Origin of the sequence: Stenotrophomonas sp. NPDC077420, from assembly GCF_044543385.1 — a bacterium.
Taxonomy (GTDB): Bacteria; Pseudomonadota; Gammaproteobacteria; order Xanthomonadales; family Xanthomonadaceae; genus Stenotrophomonas.
In genome coordinates, this window is sequence record NZ_JBITVZ010000008.1 from 90549 (window position 1) to 105325 (window position 14777).

At 67.3% G+C, this 14777-nt stretch carries 11 protein-coding genes; 6 read left to right on the forward strand and 5 right to left on the reverse strand.

The window, feature by feature from the left end; translation table 11 throughout:
* Window positions 1-35: 35 nt before the first annotated feature.
* Entirely contained in the window at window positions 36-2795 is a 2760-nt protein-coding gene (locus tag ACIGII_RS09920; protein ID WP_399637271.1) for a TonB-dependent receptor, read from the reverse strand.
* A gap of 271 nt (window positions 2796-3066) precedes the next feature.
* On the opposite strand from ACIGII_RS09920, the gene ACIGII_RS09925 reads away from it, so the two are divergent.
* From ACIGII_RS09925 to ACIGII_RS09935, 3 genes are read left to right on the forward strand one after another with little or no spacing between them, the layout of a single operon-like run.
* On the forward strand, window positions 3067-4083 hold the full coding sequence (locus ACIGII_RS09925) for a sugar kinase (protein ID WP_399637273.1): 1017 nt from the start codon (window positions 3067-3069) through the stop codon (window positions 4081-4083).
* Window positions 4070-4708: a bifunctional 4-hydroxy-2-oxoglutarate aldolase/2-dehydro-3-deoxy-phosphogluconate aldolase gene (gene eda, locus ACIGII_RS09930; RefSeq protein WP_399637276.1), complete on the forward strand. Its 639-nt coding sequence runs from the start codon at window positions 4070-4072 to the stop codon at window positions 4706-4708. Before ACIGII_RS09925 ends, eda begins: the two co-directional genes overlap by 14 nt.
* A gap of 6 nt (window positions 4709-4714) precedes the next feature.
* Window positions 4715-5104, forward strand: coding sequence for a hypothetical protein (locus tag ACIGII_RS09935; protein ID WP_399637278.1), 390 nt, complete (start codon window positions 4715-4717; stop codon window positions 5102-5104).
* 70 nt (window positions 5105-5174) lie between these two features.
* On the opposite strand, the gene ligD is transcribed toward ACIGII_RS09935, so the two are convergent.
* The 3 genes from ligD to ACIGII_RS09950 all read right to left on the reverse strand — a co-directional run bounded on the left by ligD (window position 5175) and on the right by ACIGII_RS09950 (window position 9326).
* On the reverse strand, window positions 5175-7841 hold the full coding sequence (gene ligD, locus ACIGII_RS09940; RefSeq protein WP_399637280.1) for a DNA ligase D: 2667 nt from the start codon (window positions 7839-7841) through the stop codon (window positions 5175-5177).
* Window positions 7842-7847: 6 nt separating this feature from the next.
* Entirely contained in the window at window positions 7848-8828 is a 981-nt protein-coding gene (locus tag ACIGII_RS09945; protein WP_399637281.1) for a Ku protein, read from the reverse strand.
* A 99-nt stretch (window positions 8829-8927) separates the two neighbouring features.
* A complete protein-coding gene (locus tag ACIGII_RS09950; RefSeq protein ID WP_399637284.1) occupies window positions 8928-9326 on the reverse strand; it encodes a hypothetical protein in 399 nt (132 codons plus the stop codon).
* A gap of 181 nt (window positions 9327-9507) precedes the next feature.
* On the opposite strand from ACIGII_RS09950, the gene ACIGII_RS09955 reads away from it, so the two are divergent.
* Complete coding sequence (locus tag ACIGII_RS09955) at window positions 9508-9834, forward strand: hypothetical protein (RefSeq protein ID WP_399637287.1); 327 nt, start codon at window positions 9508-9510, stop codon at window positions 9832-9834.
* A 28-nt stretch (window positions 9835-9862) separates the two neighbouring features.
* Here the strand turns inward: ACIGII_RS09955 and ACIGII_RS09960 are convergent, their stop codons facing one another.
* On the reverse strand, window positions 9863-11998 hold the full coding sequence (locus ACIGII_RS09960; RefSeq protein ID WP_399637290.1) for a TonB-dependent receptor family protein: 2136 nt from the start codon (window positions 11996-11998) through the stop codon (window positions 9863-9865).
* A gap of 174 nt (window positions 11999-12172) precedes the next feature.
* On the opposite strand from ACIGII_RS09960, the gene ACIGII_RS09965 reads away from it, so the two are divergent.
* Window positions 12173-13375, forward strand: coding sequence for an aromatic amino acid transaminase (locus ACIGII_RS09965; protein WP_399637293.1), 1203 nt, complete (start codon window positions 12173-12175; stop codon window positions 13373-13375).
* Between the two features lie 345 nt (window positions 13376-13720).
* A complete protein-coding gene (locus ACIGII_RS09970) occupies window positions 13721-14731 on the forward strand; it encodes a class 1 fructose-bisphosphatase (RefSeq protein WP_399637296.1) in 1011 nt (336 codons plus the stop codon).
* Window positions 14732-14777: the final 46 nt, after the last annotated feature.

Sequence of the window (14777 nt, forward strand, 5' to 3'; positions counted from 1 at the left end):
GTGCGCATGCACGCCGCCGCCGGGTCTGCGATGGATCAGAACTTGTAGCGTGCGCCCAGCATGAACTGCCGGCCGGTTTCGGTGTACTGCAGCGGCAGGCGACCGGTGGCCGGCGAGTACACCCACTCGTCGCTGGCTTCGTTGGTCAGGTTCATGCCTTCCAGGCTCAGTTCGAGCTGGTCGTTGATCGCGTAGCGGATCGAAGCATCGATGAAGGTGGTGCCGGTCATGCCGTGGTAACCGTCGAGATTGAAGCCCGCTTCGGTACCGGTGACCTGGGTCAGGTAGTCGTCGCGGTTGGTCGCCGACACACGCCCGGAGAACACCTTGCCCTCGTAGAAGAGCGTCGCATTCCAGGAATTGCGCGAAAGTCCGGTCAGGTCGGCCTTCAATACCGGCTGCCCGCTGGAGTTGATGTACTGGATCTGCGAGTCCACCCAGGTGTAATTCAGCTGCACGCCCAGGTTGGACCACTTGCCCGGCAGGAAGGTGAAGGGTTGGGTGTAGTTGACTTCCACGCCCTTGAGCTCACCACCCGGCGTGTTGACGGGCTTGGTATAGGTGAAGTCGCTGTCCGGGCTTGCACCGGTTCCAATCAGCAGTGCGTCGGGCAGGCCGCTGAAGCTGTACGGGTGGGTTTCACGGGTGGTCTGGATGAAGGTCTCGATGTCCTTGTAGAACAGACCCACACCCGCCATCGCGCCTTCGGCGAAGTACCACTCGAAGCCGAGGTCGACATTGGTCGCGCGGATCGGATCAAGGTCGGGGTTGCCGGTGGCGATGGTTCGGGCTGCGCCGGCAACGGCGACCGTGGAACCCGGGGTCAGGTTACCGAGGCCCGGCCGGCTCATTACCTTGGCTGCACCGAGGCGCACCAGGAAGTCCGGAGTGATTTCCGCCACCAGGTTGAACGAGGGCAACGTGTCGTCGTAGGTGCGGTTGGCGGTGGTCGATACCGTGGTGGTGGTCAGCGTGGACAGACCGGTGGAGCTCTGCTTGGTGCGCACATATCGCACGCCGAAGTTACCGGAGAACGGAATGCTTCCCAGGTCGGTGGAGAACTCGCCCATCAGGTAACCGCCGCGGTCCTCTTCCTCCACGCTGCGCGAGTTGTTGGCACGCGGGGCGACGGCGAAGGTGCCGCTGTTGCTGTAGATATCGAACTGGTTGGCAATGGCATTGAGGTCAGGCACCACCCATTGGTCCGGGGTACCGGTAATGCCCTTCAGGCCCGCCTGCTGGGTCATGTCGACGGGCACGATCTTGGTGCCGTTCGGGAAGTTCGGCACGGCCAATTCGCTGGCACGCCGCAGTTCCACGGTGTCGAAGGTGTAGTTCTTGGCCAGCACGCCGCCCTTCAGGCGGAAGCCGGGGCTGATGTTCCAGTTGAAGTCGACCTGGCCGGTATCGAAGTCATTGTCCACGTACTGCGGGCGCAGGCGGATTTCCGCCAGTTCCCAGCCGGCCGGGTTGGTGGGGTCGATGCCGTAGTTCAGCTTCGGGAAGCGGCTGTTGCCGCGGTAGTCGTAGCTGTAACCATCCACATCGTACTTGTCCATGATGATGGTGGTCTGGATCGGGTTCTCGTGCTTGGAGCGCGAAATGCCGACCTTGCCGGACAAGGTGAAGTCGTCACCGAAGCGGTGCTGGCCGTTCAGGGCGATCTGCTTGAACTCGGTGCTCCACTCGTCGTGGCGGTTCTCGGTGCGGATGTCGACGTTGTCGAACTCACCGTAGAGCAGTGCATTGTTATCGATCACCCCGTCCTTGACGATCATCGCCGGCTTGCCGACCAGGCGCGGTGTGCTGCTGGTGCCGCGGCTGAAGGAAATGGCTTCGATGTAGTGTTCGTCGCGCTTGGCGTCGATTTTCGAGTACAGGGTGTCCAGCGAGATTTCGGTGGCGTCGGTCGGCTTCCACTGCAGGGTGCCGGTCACGCCAAGACGCTTCTGCTCGTGTTCCATCTGCACGTAGCGCGGGAAGCGCGGGTGGTAGACGCTGGCCGAACGCGCGGCGGCGAAGGGGGACGCCGCATTGAAGTTGCCGTTGCTCGGGCCGTTGGCCCAGCGACCGGTGTTGGAGCCCTCTTCCAGCGCCTGGCGCTCGGAATAGGCCACCGACAGCAGCGCACCGAACGTACCGTCGGCCCAGGTGTTGGCAATCAGTGCGGCCACGCGCGGGTCGGCCTTCTCGGCCATCGCGTTGTAGCTGGCCTGGCCACTGGCGGCGAAGGTGAAGCCGTCGTAGTCGAACGGGCGCGCGGTGCGCAGGTCGACGGTGGCGCCCAGCGAGCCTTCCTCCACGTCGGCCGAGGCGGTCTTGCGCACGATCAGCTGCGAGAACAGGTCCGAGGCGAACACGTTGAAGTCGAAGCCGCGGCCGCGGTTGGTGCCGCCGCTCTGGTCGCCAGCGCCGACGGTGGTGAGTGCCTCCATGCCGTTGATACGCACGCGGGTGAAGTCCGGGCCGAGGCCGCGCACCGAGATGTTGCGGCCTTCGCCGGCTTCACGGGTGATGACCACGCCGGGCACGCGCTGCAGCGATTCGGCCAGGTTCAAATCGGGGAACTTGCCGATATCCTCGGCAACGATGGCGTCGACCACGCCCGATTCGCTGCGCTTGATGTCCAGCGCCTTCTCGACGCTGGCGCGGTAGCCGGTGACGGTGACGGTGTCCAGGTCGGTGGCCGAAGCCGGGGGCGGGTCCTGCGCCAGGGTGGTTCCGCTCAGCGCCAGGCCGATGGACAGAGCGAGCAAGGTAACCGGTGTCTTTTTCTGGATGTTTCGATATTGCATGTTTTCCCTCTCCCAAGGTGCTACATGAAACAGCTATCCGGCGACATGTCAGTGCAATGACACCGCTGGTCAGGGCGGACGTTAACAGTCCGTTGGGGATCGAGCATCTTGCACCGCAACAGACTTTCCATGTCCCGTAGACGCTTGCGGGACATGGGCTTCGACAAACGGTGCGGGTGGACGGACGGGTCCGCGCCGCTAGAATGACACCGCTAGCCATTACGGCTCGGGGCCTGTCCCCGGGTCTTCCCACCACGAAGGATCCATCGCCATGAGTCGTGTTGTCTGTTTCGGGGAGTTGTTGCTGCGCATGAGCGCGCCAGGCCGTGAGCTGCTGCTGCAGAGCGCCCAGCTGGCGGTCCATGCCGGGGGCGCGGAGGCCAATGTGGGCGTGTCGCTGGCGCAGTTCGGCCACGCCGTGAGCATGGTGAGCACGCTGCCGGCCAATGCACTGGGTGAGTACGTGGCCGGTGAACTGCGCCGGCATCGGGTGGACACCACCCATGTGCAGACCCGGCCCGGTCGCATGGGCCTGTACTTCCTGACCACCGGCGCGGTGCAGCGCGCGAGCGAGGTGGTCTACGACCGGGTGGATTCGGCGTTCTCGCTCGGCACCGCCAGCGACTACGACTGGGACGTGCTGCTGGACGGCGCGGACTGGCTGCACCTGTCCGGGGTAAGTCCGGCGCTGAACCCGGCCATGGCCGAGGCGACCTTGGTGGCAGCACGCGCCGCCTGCGCGCGCGGGGTAAAGGTGTCCTTCGATGGCAACTTCCGCCCGTCGCTGTGGGCGCGCTGGGAGGGCGATGCGCCGCGCATCCTGCGCGACCTGTTCGACTGCGCCACCGTGGCCTTCGCCGATTACCGCGACATCGGCGTGGTACTGGGCGGCCAGTTCGAGCAGGCCGCACTGGCCGAACGCGTGGATGCCGCCGCCGCGCAGGCATTCGCCGCGTTCCCGCGCCTGCAGTTCATGGCCTGCACCCAGCGCACCCCGCACAGCGTGGATCACCATGCGCTCGGCGCGATGCTGGTCGGCCGCGATGGCACCCGCGCGGTGGCGCCGACCCGCGAGATGGTCGGCATCGTCGACCGCATCGGTGGCGGCGATGCGTTCGCCGCCGGCATCCTGCATGGCATGATGCAGGGCTTCGAACCGGACGCGATCGTGCGCTTCGGCCTGGCCGCCGCCAGCCTGAAACATTCGATCCCCGGTGATTTCAACCTCGTCAGTGAAGCTGACGTACTGGCCCTGACGGGCGAGGAGCGATTCGATGTCCGGCGCTGATCCGCGCGTACGCGCAGTCCTGAAACTGGCCCCGGTCATCCCGGTGTACACCCCTGAAAGCGTGGACGAGGCGGTGCAGGTCGCCCAGGCGCTGTTCAACGGCGGGCTGCCGGTGATCGAGGTGACCCTGCGTACCGGCGTTGCAATGGACGCCATCCAGGCGATGATCGAGGCCGTGCCGGATGCGGTGGTGGGCGCGGGCACGGTGCTCAGCGCGGCGCAGATGGAGAAGGTGAAGGCGATCGGCGGACGGTTCGCCGTGGCCCCGGGTGCGACCGAACGGCTGTATGCCGCCGCGCGCGATACCGACCTGCCGTTCCTGCCGGGCGTGGCCACTTCGTCCGAACTGATGCGCGGCCTGGAACACGGGCTGGATACCTTCAAGTTCTTCCCGGCCGTGCAGGCCGGTGGCATCGGCATGCTGCAGGCCTGGAACGGCCCGTTCGGCGACGTCAGGTTCTGCCCGACCGGCGGCATCAGCGCGCAGACCGCGCGCGATTTCCTGCACCTGCCCAACGTGCTGTGCGTGGGCGGCTCGTGGCTGACCACGCGTGCGCTGCTGCAGGCGCGGGACTGGGCCGGTATCGAGCAGCTGGCCAGGGCCTCGGCGGCACTGGTGGGCTGACGACCCATGTCGGCCCTTTCCACGGCAAGAACGCTTGCGCTCTCGGTGCTGTGCATCGTGGTGGCGGTGTTCGTGCTGGGCATGGTGAGTGGCGCGGGGGGGTGGATCGCACCGTGGATCGGTTTGGGTGAGGGCGAAGGCCGGTTGGCCTGGGACCTGGGCTGGACCGTTGTTGGCGGCGTGGCCGCGACGGCATTTGCAGCGCGCTATGCGCCGGTGTGGCCGTATGTGCACGGTGGCGTGGTGTGGGCGCTGATCGCTGCGGCGTCGGCGTATGCCGCCTGGGACCTGGGCAGCGATTACCCGTACTGGTTCGTGGTGGCGCTGCTGCTGTCGGTGCCGGTGCAGGCAGTGGGGATCTGGCTGGGCGCGCGGTATCGGCCGCGGTTGGGATGAGAGCAGCCAGGTAGAGCCCGGCGCCGCGGTAGCGTGGTTGTGCGGTCGAAGGGCGCATTGCCTGGGACCGTTACAGGGTTGGCAGCACCTGGTTCACCTGATCGATTCCTTGCCAGGGGTCCTGCTTGAGCTTCTGGGCGCGCTGCAGCGCTTTGTGCAGCGGGAAGGCGTCTGCAGCGGTGATGCGGCCCAGTTCCTCCCATCGCAGCGGCACGGCAACGCCGGCGGACGGTCGCGCCCGCAACGACCACGAACAGACGCTGGTGGCGCCGCGCGCGTTGCGCAGCCAATCGATGAAGATCACGCCGTTGCGCTTGGCCTTGCTCATCGTGGCCACGTAGCGATCCGGCGCGTGCTCGGCCAGGGCCTGCGCGAATGACTCGCAGAAATCCTTCGCCTGCGCCCAGTCCGCCTTCGGCTTCAACGGCACCACCACGTGCACGCCCTTGCCGCCGGACAGGCGCACGAAGCTTTCCAGTCCAATCTCCTGCAGCCGGTCGCGCACATCCCGCGCGGCGGCCTTGATCGCGGCCCAGGTCACCCCGTCACCCGGGTCCAGGTCGAACACCAGCCGGTCGGGGTGTTCGGGGTCGTCCACCGTGGCGCCCCAGGGATGCAGCTCCAGGGTATTCATCTGCACGAGCTGCAGCAGGCCTTCCACGTCTTCGATGTACAGGTAGTCTTCGCGGCCGCTTTTCTGCTGCAGCGGAATGGCCTCGACCGCGTCGCCCAGGCCGGTGCCATGGTGTTTCTGGAAGAAGCACGGCTTGTCCACGCCATCCGGGCAGCGCAGCAGGGACAGCGGGCGCCGGGCCACCTCGGGCAGGATCCAGCGCGCCATCTGCCGGTAGTAGTCGGCCACGTCGCCCTTGGTCAGCTTGGCCGTGGCGAACACCACGCGCTCGGGGTGGCTGATGGTGACCCCATCGTCGGCTGCGCTGGCAGCAGTGTCGCGAGCCGTGCCAACCGCCTTGGTGCCGGCACGCGGCGTCGCGGTCTTCGCCGCCGGCGCTTTCCTGGCAGCGCGCGGTTTCGCGGGTGCGTCTTCCGTCTTCGCCTTTCTGCCGCTGGTCGTGGCACGTGCCGTCTTGGCCGCCACGCCGAGATCCTTGGCCGTCTTGTCTTCCCGCAGGCGCTTGAAGCTGGCCTGGCGCAGCAGGCCTTCTTTCGCCCAGCCACGGAACGCGACCTCGGCCACCAGGGTCGGTTCCACCCAATGCACGCTGCGGGCCTTGAACGGCACGTGGGACGGCAGCTCTACCGCGGCGGTATCGGTGGCGAGCGCCTTGAGCTGGCGGTGCATGGACGCCAGCTTTGCGTCATCGAAGCCCGTGCCGACACGGCCCACATAGCGCAGCCCGCCCTGGTCCGGCGTGGCCATCAGCAGCGAGCCGAAGCCGCTGCGTGCGCCTTTCGGTTCGGTATACCCGACCACCAGGAACTCATCGGTGTTCTCGTGCTTCACCTTGACCCAGCTGGGCGAGCGCGCGTTGACGTACGGCGCGTCCACCCGTTTGCTGATGATGCCTTCGAAGCCTGCCTCGCCGCTGGCCTCGAACACCGCCGGGCCGTGGTCGAGCACATGGTCGCTGTAGGCCAGCGTGCCGGGGGTGTCGCCCAGCAGCTCCTTGAGCAGCGTCTTGCGCTCCAGCAGCGGCGAGCGGCTGATGTCCACCCCGGCCACGCCGGGCATGTCGAACACCACGTAGCGCAGCGGTTGCCTGGCGGTGCCGTCGATGACCTTCTGCAGGCCGGTGAAGTCGCTGCGGCCCTGCGCATCGAGCACCACCAGTTCGCCGTCCAGGCGCAGGTCGCTGACCGGCAGGGCCTTGATCGCCTGCACGACTTCGGGGAAGTCATCGGTCCAGTTCAGGCCGTTGCGCGAGCGCAGCGCCACCACGCCATCGCTCACGTCGGCGATGAGCCGGTAGCCATCCCATTTGATCTCATGCAGCCACGCTTCGCCGTCCGGGGCACTGGCGCGGTGGTCGGTGAGCTGGGGCTTGAAGTCGTGCGGGTAGGGAGTGTCTTTCGCGTGCTCCAGCGACAGCGCGCGCTTGTTCCAGCGCGCGTCGGCGTTGCGGCGCGTGGCGGCGCGGGGCGGCGCACCGGTCGCCGCAGGGCGCGTCCTGGACGACGTCGTGGTTTTCGACGTGGTGCGCTTCGTGGACCGCGTCGTTTTCACGGTCCTGGACGTCGTCGCAGTGCGCTTCATGGGTACGACCTCCTCCAGCAACCCATCCGCATCGGCGTCACGCGCGCCTTCATCGTCGCGCTTGATCAACAGCCACTGGTGCTGCCTGCCCTTCATGTTGGTGCGCACCAGCTTCCAACCGCCCTTGAGCCGGCTGCCATGCAGCACGAAGTCGACCTTGCCGGCCGCAATGGCCTCCAGCGGGTCGCCCTCGCAGGCCCAGGTGCCGTGGTCGTACACGTCCACGTGGCCCGCGCCGTAATGCCCGTGGGGAATATCGCCTTCGAAGGTGGCGTACGACAGCGGGTGATCCTCCACCTCCACCGCCAGCCGCTTTTCGCCGACCCGCAACGACGGCCCTTTCGGCACCGCCCAGCTCTTGAGCACGCCATCGGCTTCGAGGCGGAAATCGTAGTGGCGCGAACTGGCATGGTGCAGCTGCACCACGAAGATGGGTCGCCGCGCGGCGGCGCCCCGGCGCTCATCATCGGGTTCGGGGGTTTCGCCAAAGCGGCGCTTGCGCCGGTATTCCTGCAGCGACATGGCCGCTTACCCGGCCTTGCGCGTGGGCGCTGCCTTGGCGGCCTTCCTGGTCGCCTTGGCCGGCTTGGCCGCCTTCGCAGTCGATTTGGTCGCTTTGCCCGCGGCCTTGGTCGCCTTGGCTGCCTTCCTGGCGGGTGCCGCCTTCTTCACCACCTTCGACACCGCCGCGCTCTTTTTCGCGGGCGTGCGCTTTTTCGCATCCAGGCTCTTCTGCAGCAGCGACATGAAGTCCACCACATTGGTCGCGGCATCCTCGCGCGGCGCGGGCTCGTCTTCCACCGTAGTGGTACCGCCCTTTTCCTTGATGCGTCTGGTCAGCACCGCCTGCAGGCGCTCGCGGAACTCATCGTGGTAATCATCCGGCTTCCACTCGCCGGACATCGACTCGATCAGCTGCTCGGCCATCTCGGTTTCCTTGCTGCTGATCCGGTACTCGGACAGCGAGCCGGTGGGGAGCTTGTGCTCCTCCGGGTCCACCAGCTCCTGCGGGTACCGCAGGATGAGCAGCACCAGTGCGTGTTCGTGTGGCATCACCGCGCACAGGTATTCGCGGGTGCGCACCACCACGCGGGCGATGCCCACTTTTCCGGTGCTGCGCAGGGTCTCGCGCAGCAGCACGTAGCCTTTCTCCGCCTTTTTGCCGGGTACCAGCAGGTAGGGCTTCTCGTAGTAGCGCGGGTCGATCTGGCTGGCGTCGACGAAGGTTTCCACCTCCACCGTTTCGTGGCTCTCGGGCGCGGCGGATTTGATATCGCTTTCGTCCAGAACGACATAGCTGCCCTTGTCGTACTCGTAGGCCTTGACGATGTCCTTCCAGGGCACTTCTTCGCCGGTATCGGCGTTGACCCGCTCGAAGCGGATCGGTTTGCGGTCGCGCGAATCGAGCATGCGGAACGAGAGGTCCACCTTGCGTTCGCCGGACATCAGCGACACCGGCACGTTGAGCAGCCCGAATGACAGGGTTCCGGTCCAGATCGGTCGGGCCATGATGGCGCCACTCCTGAAGAAGAGAGGCGCCAGCTGTACCGCGCAGCGCGTGAAACGGCTGTGTCCGGCCAGTGCAGGCCGGCTCCACGGGCCAGGTCGTTACTGCAGGGCGCCGTGCACCGCCGCCGCAGGCATGTGGTCCAGCGCCATCCACGCGTCTTCAACAATCGCCCGTGCCTGCGGCCAGCCCAGCCGCGACTGCCCGCGCATCTGCTCCCAATGCTCGGCCAGCTCGCCATCGGTGTCGTCGTCGTCGCCACGCGGCCAGTCCGCATAATGCGTGGTCAGTGCAAAGGTGTAGGCCGGGTACAGGTCCCTCCAGGTCCGCCTTCCCTGACTGCGGCGCCGTTCATAATCGCTGCGCATGTACTGCAGGTAGTCCTGCGCCACCGCTTCGGGCTCTTCGGCGCGGCGACGGCGGTCGCGCCGCGCGCTCCCTTCCGGCTGCAGGTAGGCGTTGAACAGCACGGGTGCGGCACGGCGGTCCAGGCGGGGCATGACACGTCTCCGGCAGGGGGTGGGGGCTGGCAGGAATAGCCCCGGCGCCGTTATCCAGCCGTGACAGATGCGTTGTGGTGGTCGTCGCAGGGCTTCACGTCGGCGATCCCCCTGGGGTGCGTATGCTTTTTTCGCACGGCATCGGCCGTGTTCCACCCTTCAGTTCTGCGGAGCCACCACCATGCCACGCGATCCCCTGCGCGAAGCCACTTCCCCGGTTCCCGGCGAACAGCGCGCCAAACATGACCTGCAGGAGGCCGAAGACCGCGGCGCCGGCATGTCGCCATCACATGCCCCAGAACACCTGCGCACCGGCGAAGACGAGGTTCACGCCTCGCGCGACCGCAAGGACCCTTCCGGCCGGCCGGAGGCCGACTGTGACGAACATCCGCACCACCGGTCGGCGCGCAAGGCGCACGAAAGCGACAACCAGGACGAGGCGCTGGAGGAAACCTTCCCGGCCAGCGATCCGACGTCACCCTTCGTGCCGGCCAAGATTCCGAAATGAACAGGCGCGGTCGCACGACCGCGCCCTTTCATTGCCACGCCCACTGAACCCCGACGCTGTACCGCCGGTCCGGCCCCGGCTCGAAGAACCGCTGGTTGCCATCGTTGACGATCACCGAGCCGATGTAGCGCTGGTCCAGCACATTGTCCACACGGGCAAACACCCGCAGCGCGCCCTGATCGGTGGTCCACCTGCGTGCCGCTTCCAGGTTCAACAGTGCGTAGCCCGGCGCCGTGTCGGTGGCCAGGTCGTTCACCACCGTATCGCTCGACGCCACCACTTCGCCGGCCCACTGCCATGCACCGGGCTGGTACTGCAGCCGCCCGGACCACTGCTGCTCCGGCACGCCCGGCAGCCGTGAGCCGGCCGCTACTACGGTGTTCGGCGTAGCGCAGCCGCTGCTGGCGCAGACCCGGTAGGGCTCGCGCACGGTTGCTTCGACGTAGGTGTAGGCCAGGCTGGCCTCCAGCTGCGCGGTGATCGGCACCTGCAGGCTGGCTTCCACGCCCTGGCGGCGGGTCTTGCCGATGTTGCGGTAGGTGCTGCGCCCATTGGTGTTGCTGGCCACGGCCAGCTCGTCGTCGGTGTCGGCGCGGAACACCGCCGCATCGAAGGCTGCGCTGCCGGCACCGCGCCACTTTCCGCCCAGCTCCAGGTTGCGGCTGCGCGCCGCCGACAGGTCCAGTGCCAGCCCGGCCGCGCCGTCGGCGCGGTAGCCCAGCTCGTTGAAGGTGGGCGTTTCGAAACCGCGCCCGGCCGAAGCGTATACCCGCCACGCATCGCTGGCATGGAACACCACCCCGGCCACCGGCGTGGTCGCGTCGTAGTCGCGCGATCCACTGTCGTCCGGATTGCGCGCGGTGACGTAGTGGTCGTTGGACCGGAACCGCACCTCGCTGTGGCGCACCCCCAGCAGCAGCGACCAGCGCGGGGCCCACTGCCAGAATGCCTGCGCGAACTGGTCCACGTTGCGCACCCGGTCGCTCTGGTCGCGCCGCAACGCGCCGCGCACACCGAGCGTATCCCCGACGAAATTCTCGTAACCACGCCGATCCTGCTGTTGCTGGTCGGCATTGGCGCCGATCACCAGTTCCAGCGGCCGTCCGGCCCAGTCGCCATTCCAGGCCCAGCGCAGGTCCAGCCCACCGTAGCCGCCGTCCAGGTCGATCACGCCCCCGGCGTGCAGCGGATTGGCCTGCGGACCGGGCGGAATGGCCAGGTACTGCTCCACGCTGCGCTGGCCGGCATAGCCCATCGCCCGCCAGGTCTGCGCGCCGCGGGTGCGGGTGAACACCAGCCCGGCCTGGCCCTGGCGCACCGACTTGCGGGTGTTGTACTGGGTGGCCACCGCCGTGGCCTGGCGGGGGTCCTGCCGGACCTGCTCGCGGGTGAGGCCCAGCGGGTCCTGCGCATCGGGGGAATCGAAATAATTCAGCACCAGGTCCAGCGTACCGCCGCCGGCATCCATGCCCAGCCGGGCATTCACCGATTCGCGCCGCGCCGCGCTGTGGTCGCGCCAGCCGTCGGTGCGGAAGTGGTTGGCTGCCACGTTGTAGCGGATCGGGCCTTCCTGCCCGCGCAGCTGGGCGCCGGCGCTGAGGGTGCCGTCGCTGCCCCCGGCCACGCGCAGGCGCCAGGGATCACCCTCCTGGCCATCGGCGCTCCAGACCTGCACCACGCCGCCCGAGGAATTTCCATACAGCGCCGAGAACGGCCCGCGCAGCACTTCCACCCGTTGCGCGGACAGCAGGCTGGCGTGGGACAGCTGCCCCTGGCCGTCCGGCATGGTGGCCGGCACGCCGTCCACGATCACCCGCACCCCGCGTACCCCGAAGGTGGAACGGGCGCCGAAGCCCCGGATGGAGAGCTGGGTGTCCTGCGCCAGGTTCTGGCGGTCGCGGGCGACCACTCCGGGCACGCCCGACAGCGCCTCGGACAGCTGGGCCAGGTTGCCATTGGCGTCATCGTCCAGCCAGACCGTGCTCAGCGAGGCGGGCAGGTCCACGTCCGCCACCTGCTGGCCGCGTGCGGCCTGGACCTGAACCGTGGGCAGCCGCGCGATCGGCGCGGGCGGGGTGGGGGAAACCTGGGCGTGTGCCAGGTTCGGCAGGGCAGCGGCCGAAAGCAGCGCACACCAGTACGCCAGCGGGGTAGGACGGAACATGTGCTGAGGGGGTCTCCGGAAAAAGGGGCACCGCACGACAGGGTACGGTCCAGAGCGTGACGGCAGCCGCCGCGCCCACGCTGCGGCTTTGTTACGATGACCTGGTTTCGGCTGATTCTGCCGCAAACCTGATCGCGCCAACCTCCCCCATCCGTCATCCGAATGAGTACCGCCGTGTCCTTCTTTGCAAATGTGGAACTGGTCCCGGGCGACCCGATCCTGGGCCTGACCGAGGCATACAACGCCGACAGCCGCCCCACCAAGGTCAACCTGGGCGTGGGTATCTATTACGACGAAAGCGGCCGCATTCCGCTGCTTCGCGCCGTGAAGCAGATCGAGCAGCAGCTGGCCAACGACGCCAAACCGCGCGGCTACCTGCCGATCGACGGCCTGCCTGCCTACACCCAGGCCACCCGCGAACTGGTCTTCGGCAAAGACTCGCCGCTGCTGGCTGCCGGCCGCGTGGCCACCGCGCAGACCATCGGCGGCAGCGGTGCGCTGCGCGTGGGCGCGGACCTGCTGCACAAGCTGCTGCCGCATTCCACCATCGCCGTCAGCAACCCCAGCTGGGAAAACCACCGTGCGGTGTTCGGCGCGGCCGGTTTTGACGTGGTGGAATACAGCTATTTCGACCCGACCACCCATGGGGTGGATTTCGACGCGATGGTGGCCGACCTCAACACGCTGCAGCCGGGCACCGTGGTGCTGCTGCACGCGTGCTGCCACAACCCCACCGGCGCCGACCTCACCGTCGCGCAGTGGAAGCAGGTGGCCGCCCTGTTGAAGGAACGCCAGCTGTTCCCGTTCATCGACATGGCCTACCAGGGCTTCGACAAGGGCATCGAGGAAGATGGCGCGGCCGTGCGCATCATTGCCGAGGCCGGCATCGACAGCTTCGTGGTCGCCAACTCGTACTCCAAGTCGTTCTCGCTGTATGGCGAACGCGTCGGCGCGTTGTCGGTGGTGGCGCCGGATGCGAACGCGGCCAAGGCCGTGCAGTCGCAGGTCAAGCGCATCATCCGCACCATCTACTCCAGCCCGTCGACCCACGGCGCTGCGCTCGTGGCCGGCGTGCTGAACAGCCCCGAGCTGCGCCAGCTGTGGGAGCAGGAACTGACCGAGATGCGCGAGCGCATCCACGCCCTGCGCCATGGCCTGGTGGACAAGCTGGTGGCCGCCGGTGCCCCGGAGTTCGCCTTCATCAACGACCAGGCGGGCATGTTCTCGTATTCCGGCCTGAGCCGCCCGCAGGTGGACCGCCTGCGCGACGAGTACGGCATCTACGCCGTCGGCACCGGTCGCATCTGCGTGGCCGCACTGAACCAGGGCAACCTGGAATACGTGGCCAAGGCCGTGGCGACTGTCGCCCGGGGCTGAGCTGCTGCGCCGGTGAGATAAAGAACGGCCGCTTCCTGCGGCCGTTTTTTTTTGGTCGCCGTATCGACCAACGGTCGATACCTACCGGGTTGTTTTGGTCGGCGTATCGACCAACGGTCGATACCTACCGGGTCGTTCCGGACGGGTGCATCTGCGCGAGCCGCGCATGCCGGCCAGAACCATGCGCACCGCTGAAACCCGGGTGGCACACGACCGTTGGTCGTGTGACGGCGCAACGCGCCGCGCCGTTCTCACGCTGTAACCGCTTACGTGACCCGCCTGCCTCGTAATGCCCTGCCGGACGGGCCACAATACGGCCCCCGAAATGTCTTTGGCAGCCATTCCATGTCCCGTACGTCGCTTACCCGGTACCTGATTGAAGAGCAGCACGCAGGCCGCATCAACGCCGACCTGCGCCAGCTCATCGCAGTGGTTGGCCGCGCCTGCACCAACATCTCCATCGCGGTCAGCAAGGGTGCGCTCGGTGGCGTGCTCGGCGACGCCGGCACCGGCAACGTGCAGGGCGAAGCCCAGAAGAAGCTCGACGTGATCAGCAACGAGATCCTGCTCGAAGCCAACGCCTGGGGCGGCCACCTGGCCGCCTGCGCCTCCGAGGAAATGGACCACTGCCAGCCGGTGCCGGATACCTACCCGCGCGGCGACTTCCTGCTGCTGTTCGATCCCCTCGACGGCAGCTCCAACATCGACGTGAACGTCTCGGTCGGCACCATCTTCTCGGTGCTGCGCAGCCCCGCCGGCACCGAAGCGCCCACCGACGCCAGCTTCCTGCAGCCCGGCACCGCGCAGATCGCCGCCGGCTACTGCATCTATGGCCCCAGCACGCAGATGGTGCTGACCACCGGCCACGGCACCCACGCCTTCACTCTGGACCGCGAAACCGGCGAGTTCGTGCTCACCCAGCGCGGCATGCAGATTCCCGAAGACACCCAGGAATTCGCCATCAACATGTCCAACCAGCGCCACTGGGAAGCTCCCATGCAGGGCTACGTGCAGGACCTGCTGGCCGGCAAGGAAGGCGCGCGCGGCAAGAACTTCAACATGCGCTGGATCGCCAGCATGGTTGCCGACGTGCACCGCATCCTGACCCGCGGCGGCATCTTCATCTACCCGTGGGACAAGAAGGACCCCGGCAAGGCGGGCAAGCTGCGCCTGATGTACGAGGCCAACCCCATGGGCCTGCTGGTGGAACAGGCCGGCGGCGCCGCCACCACCGGCCGCGAGCGCATCCTGGACATCCAGCCCGACCAGCTGCACCAGCGCGTGCCGGTATTCCTCGGCTCCCGCAACGAAGTGGCCGAGGCCACCCGCTACCACCGCGAGCACGACGCCCGCTGATCCGCCGGATGTGACCCCGTTCCCATTAATGGCAACGGGGTGACAC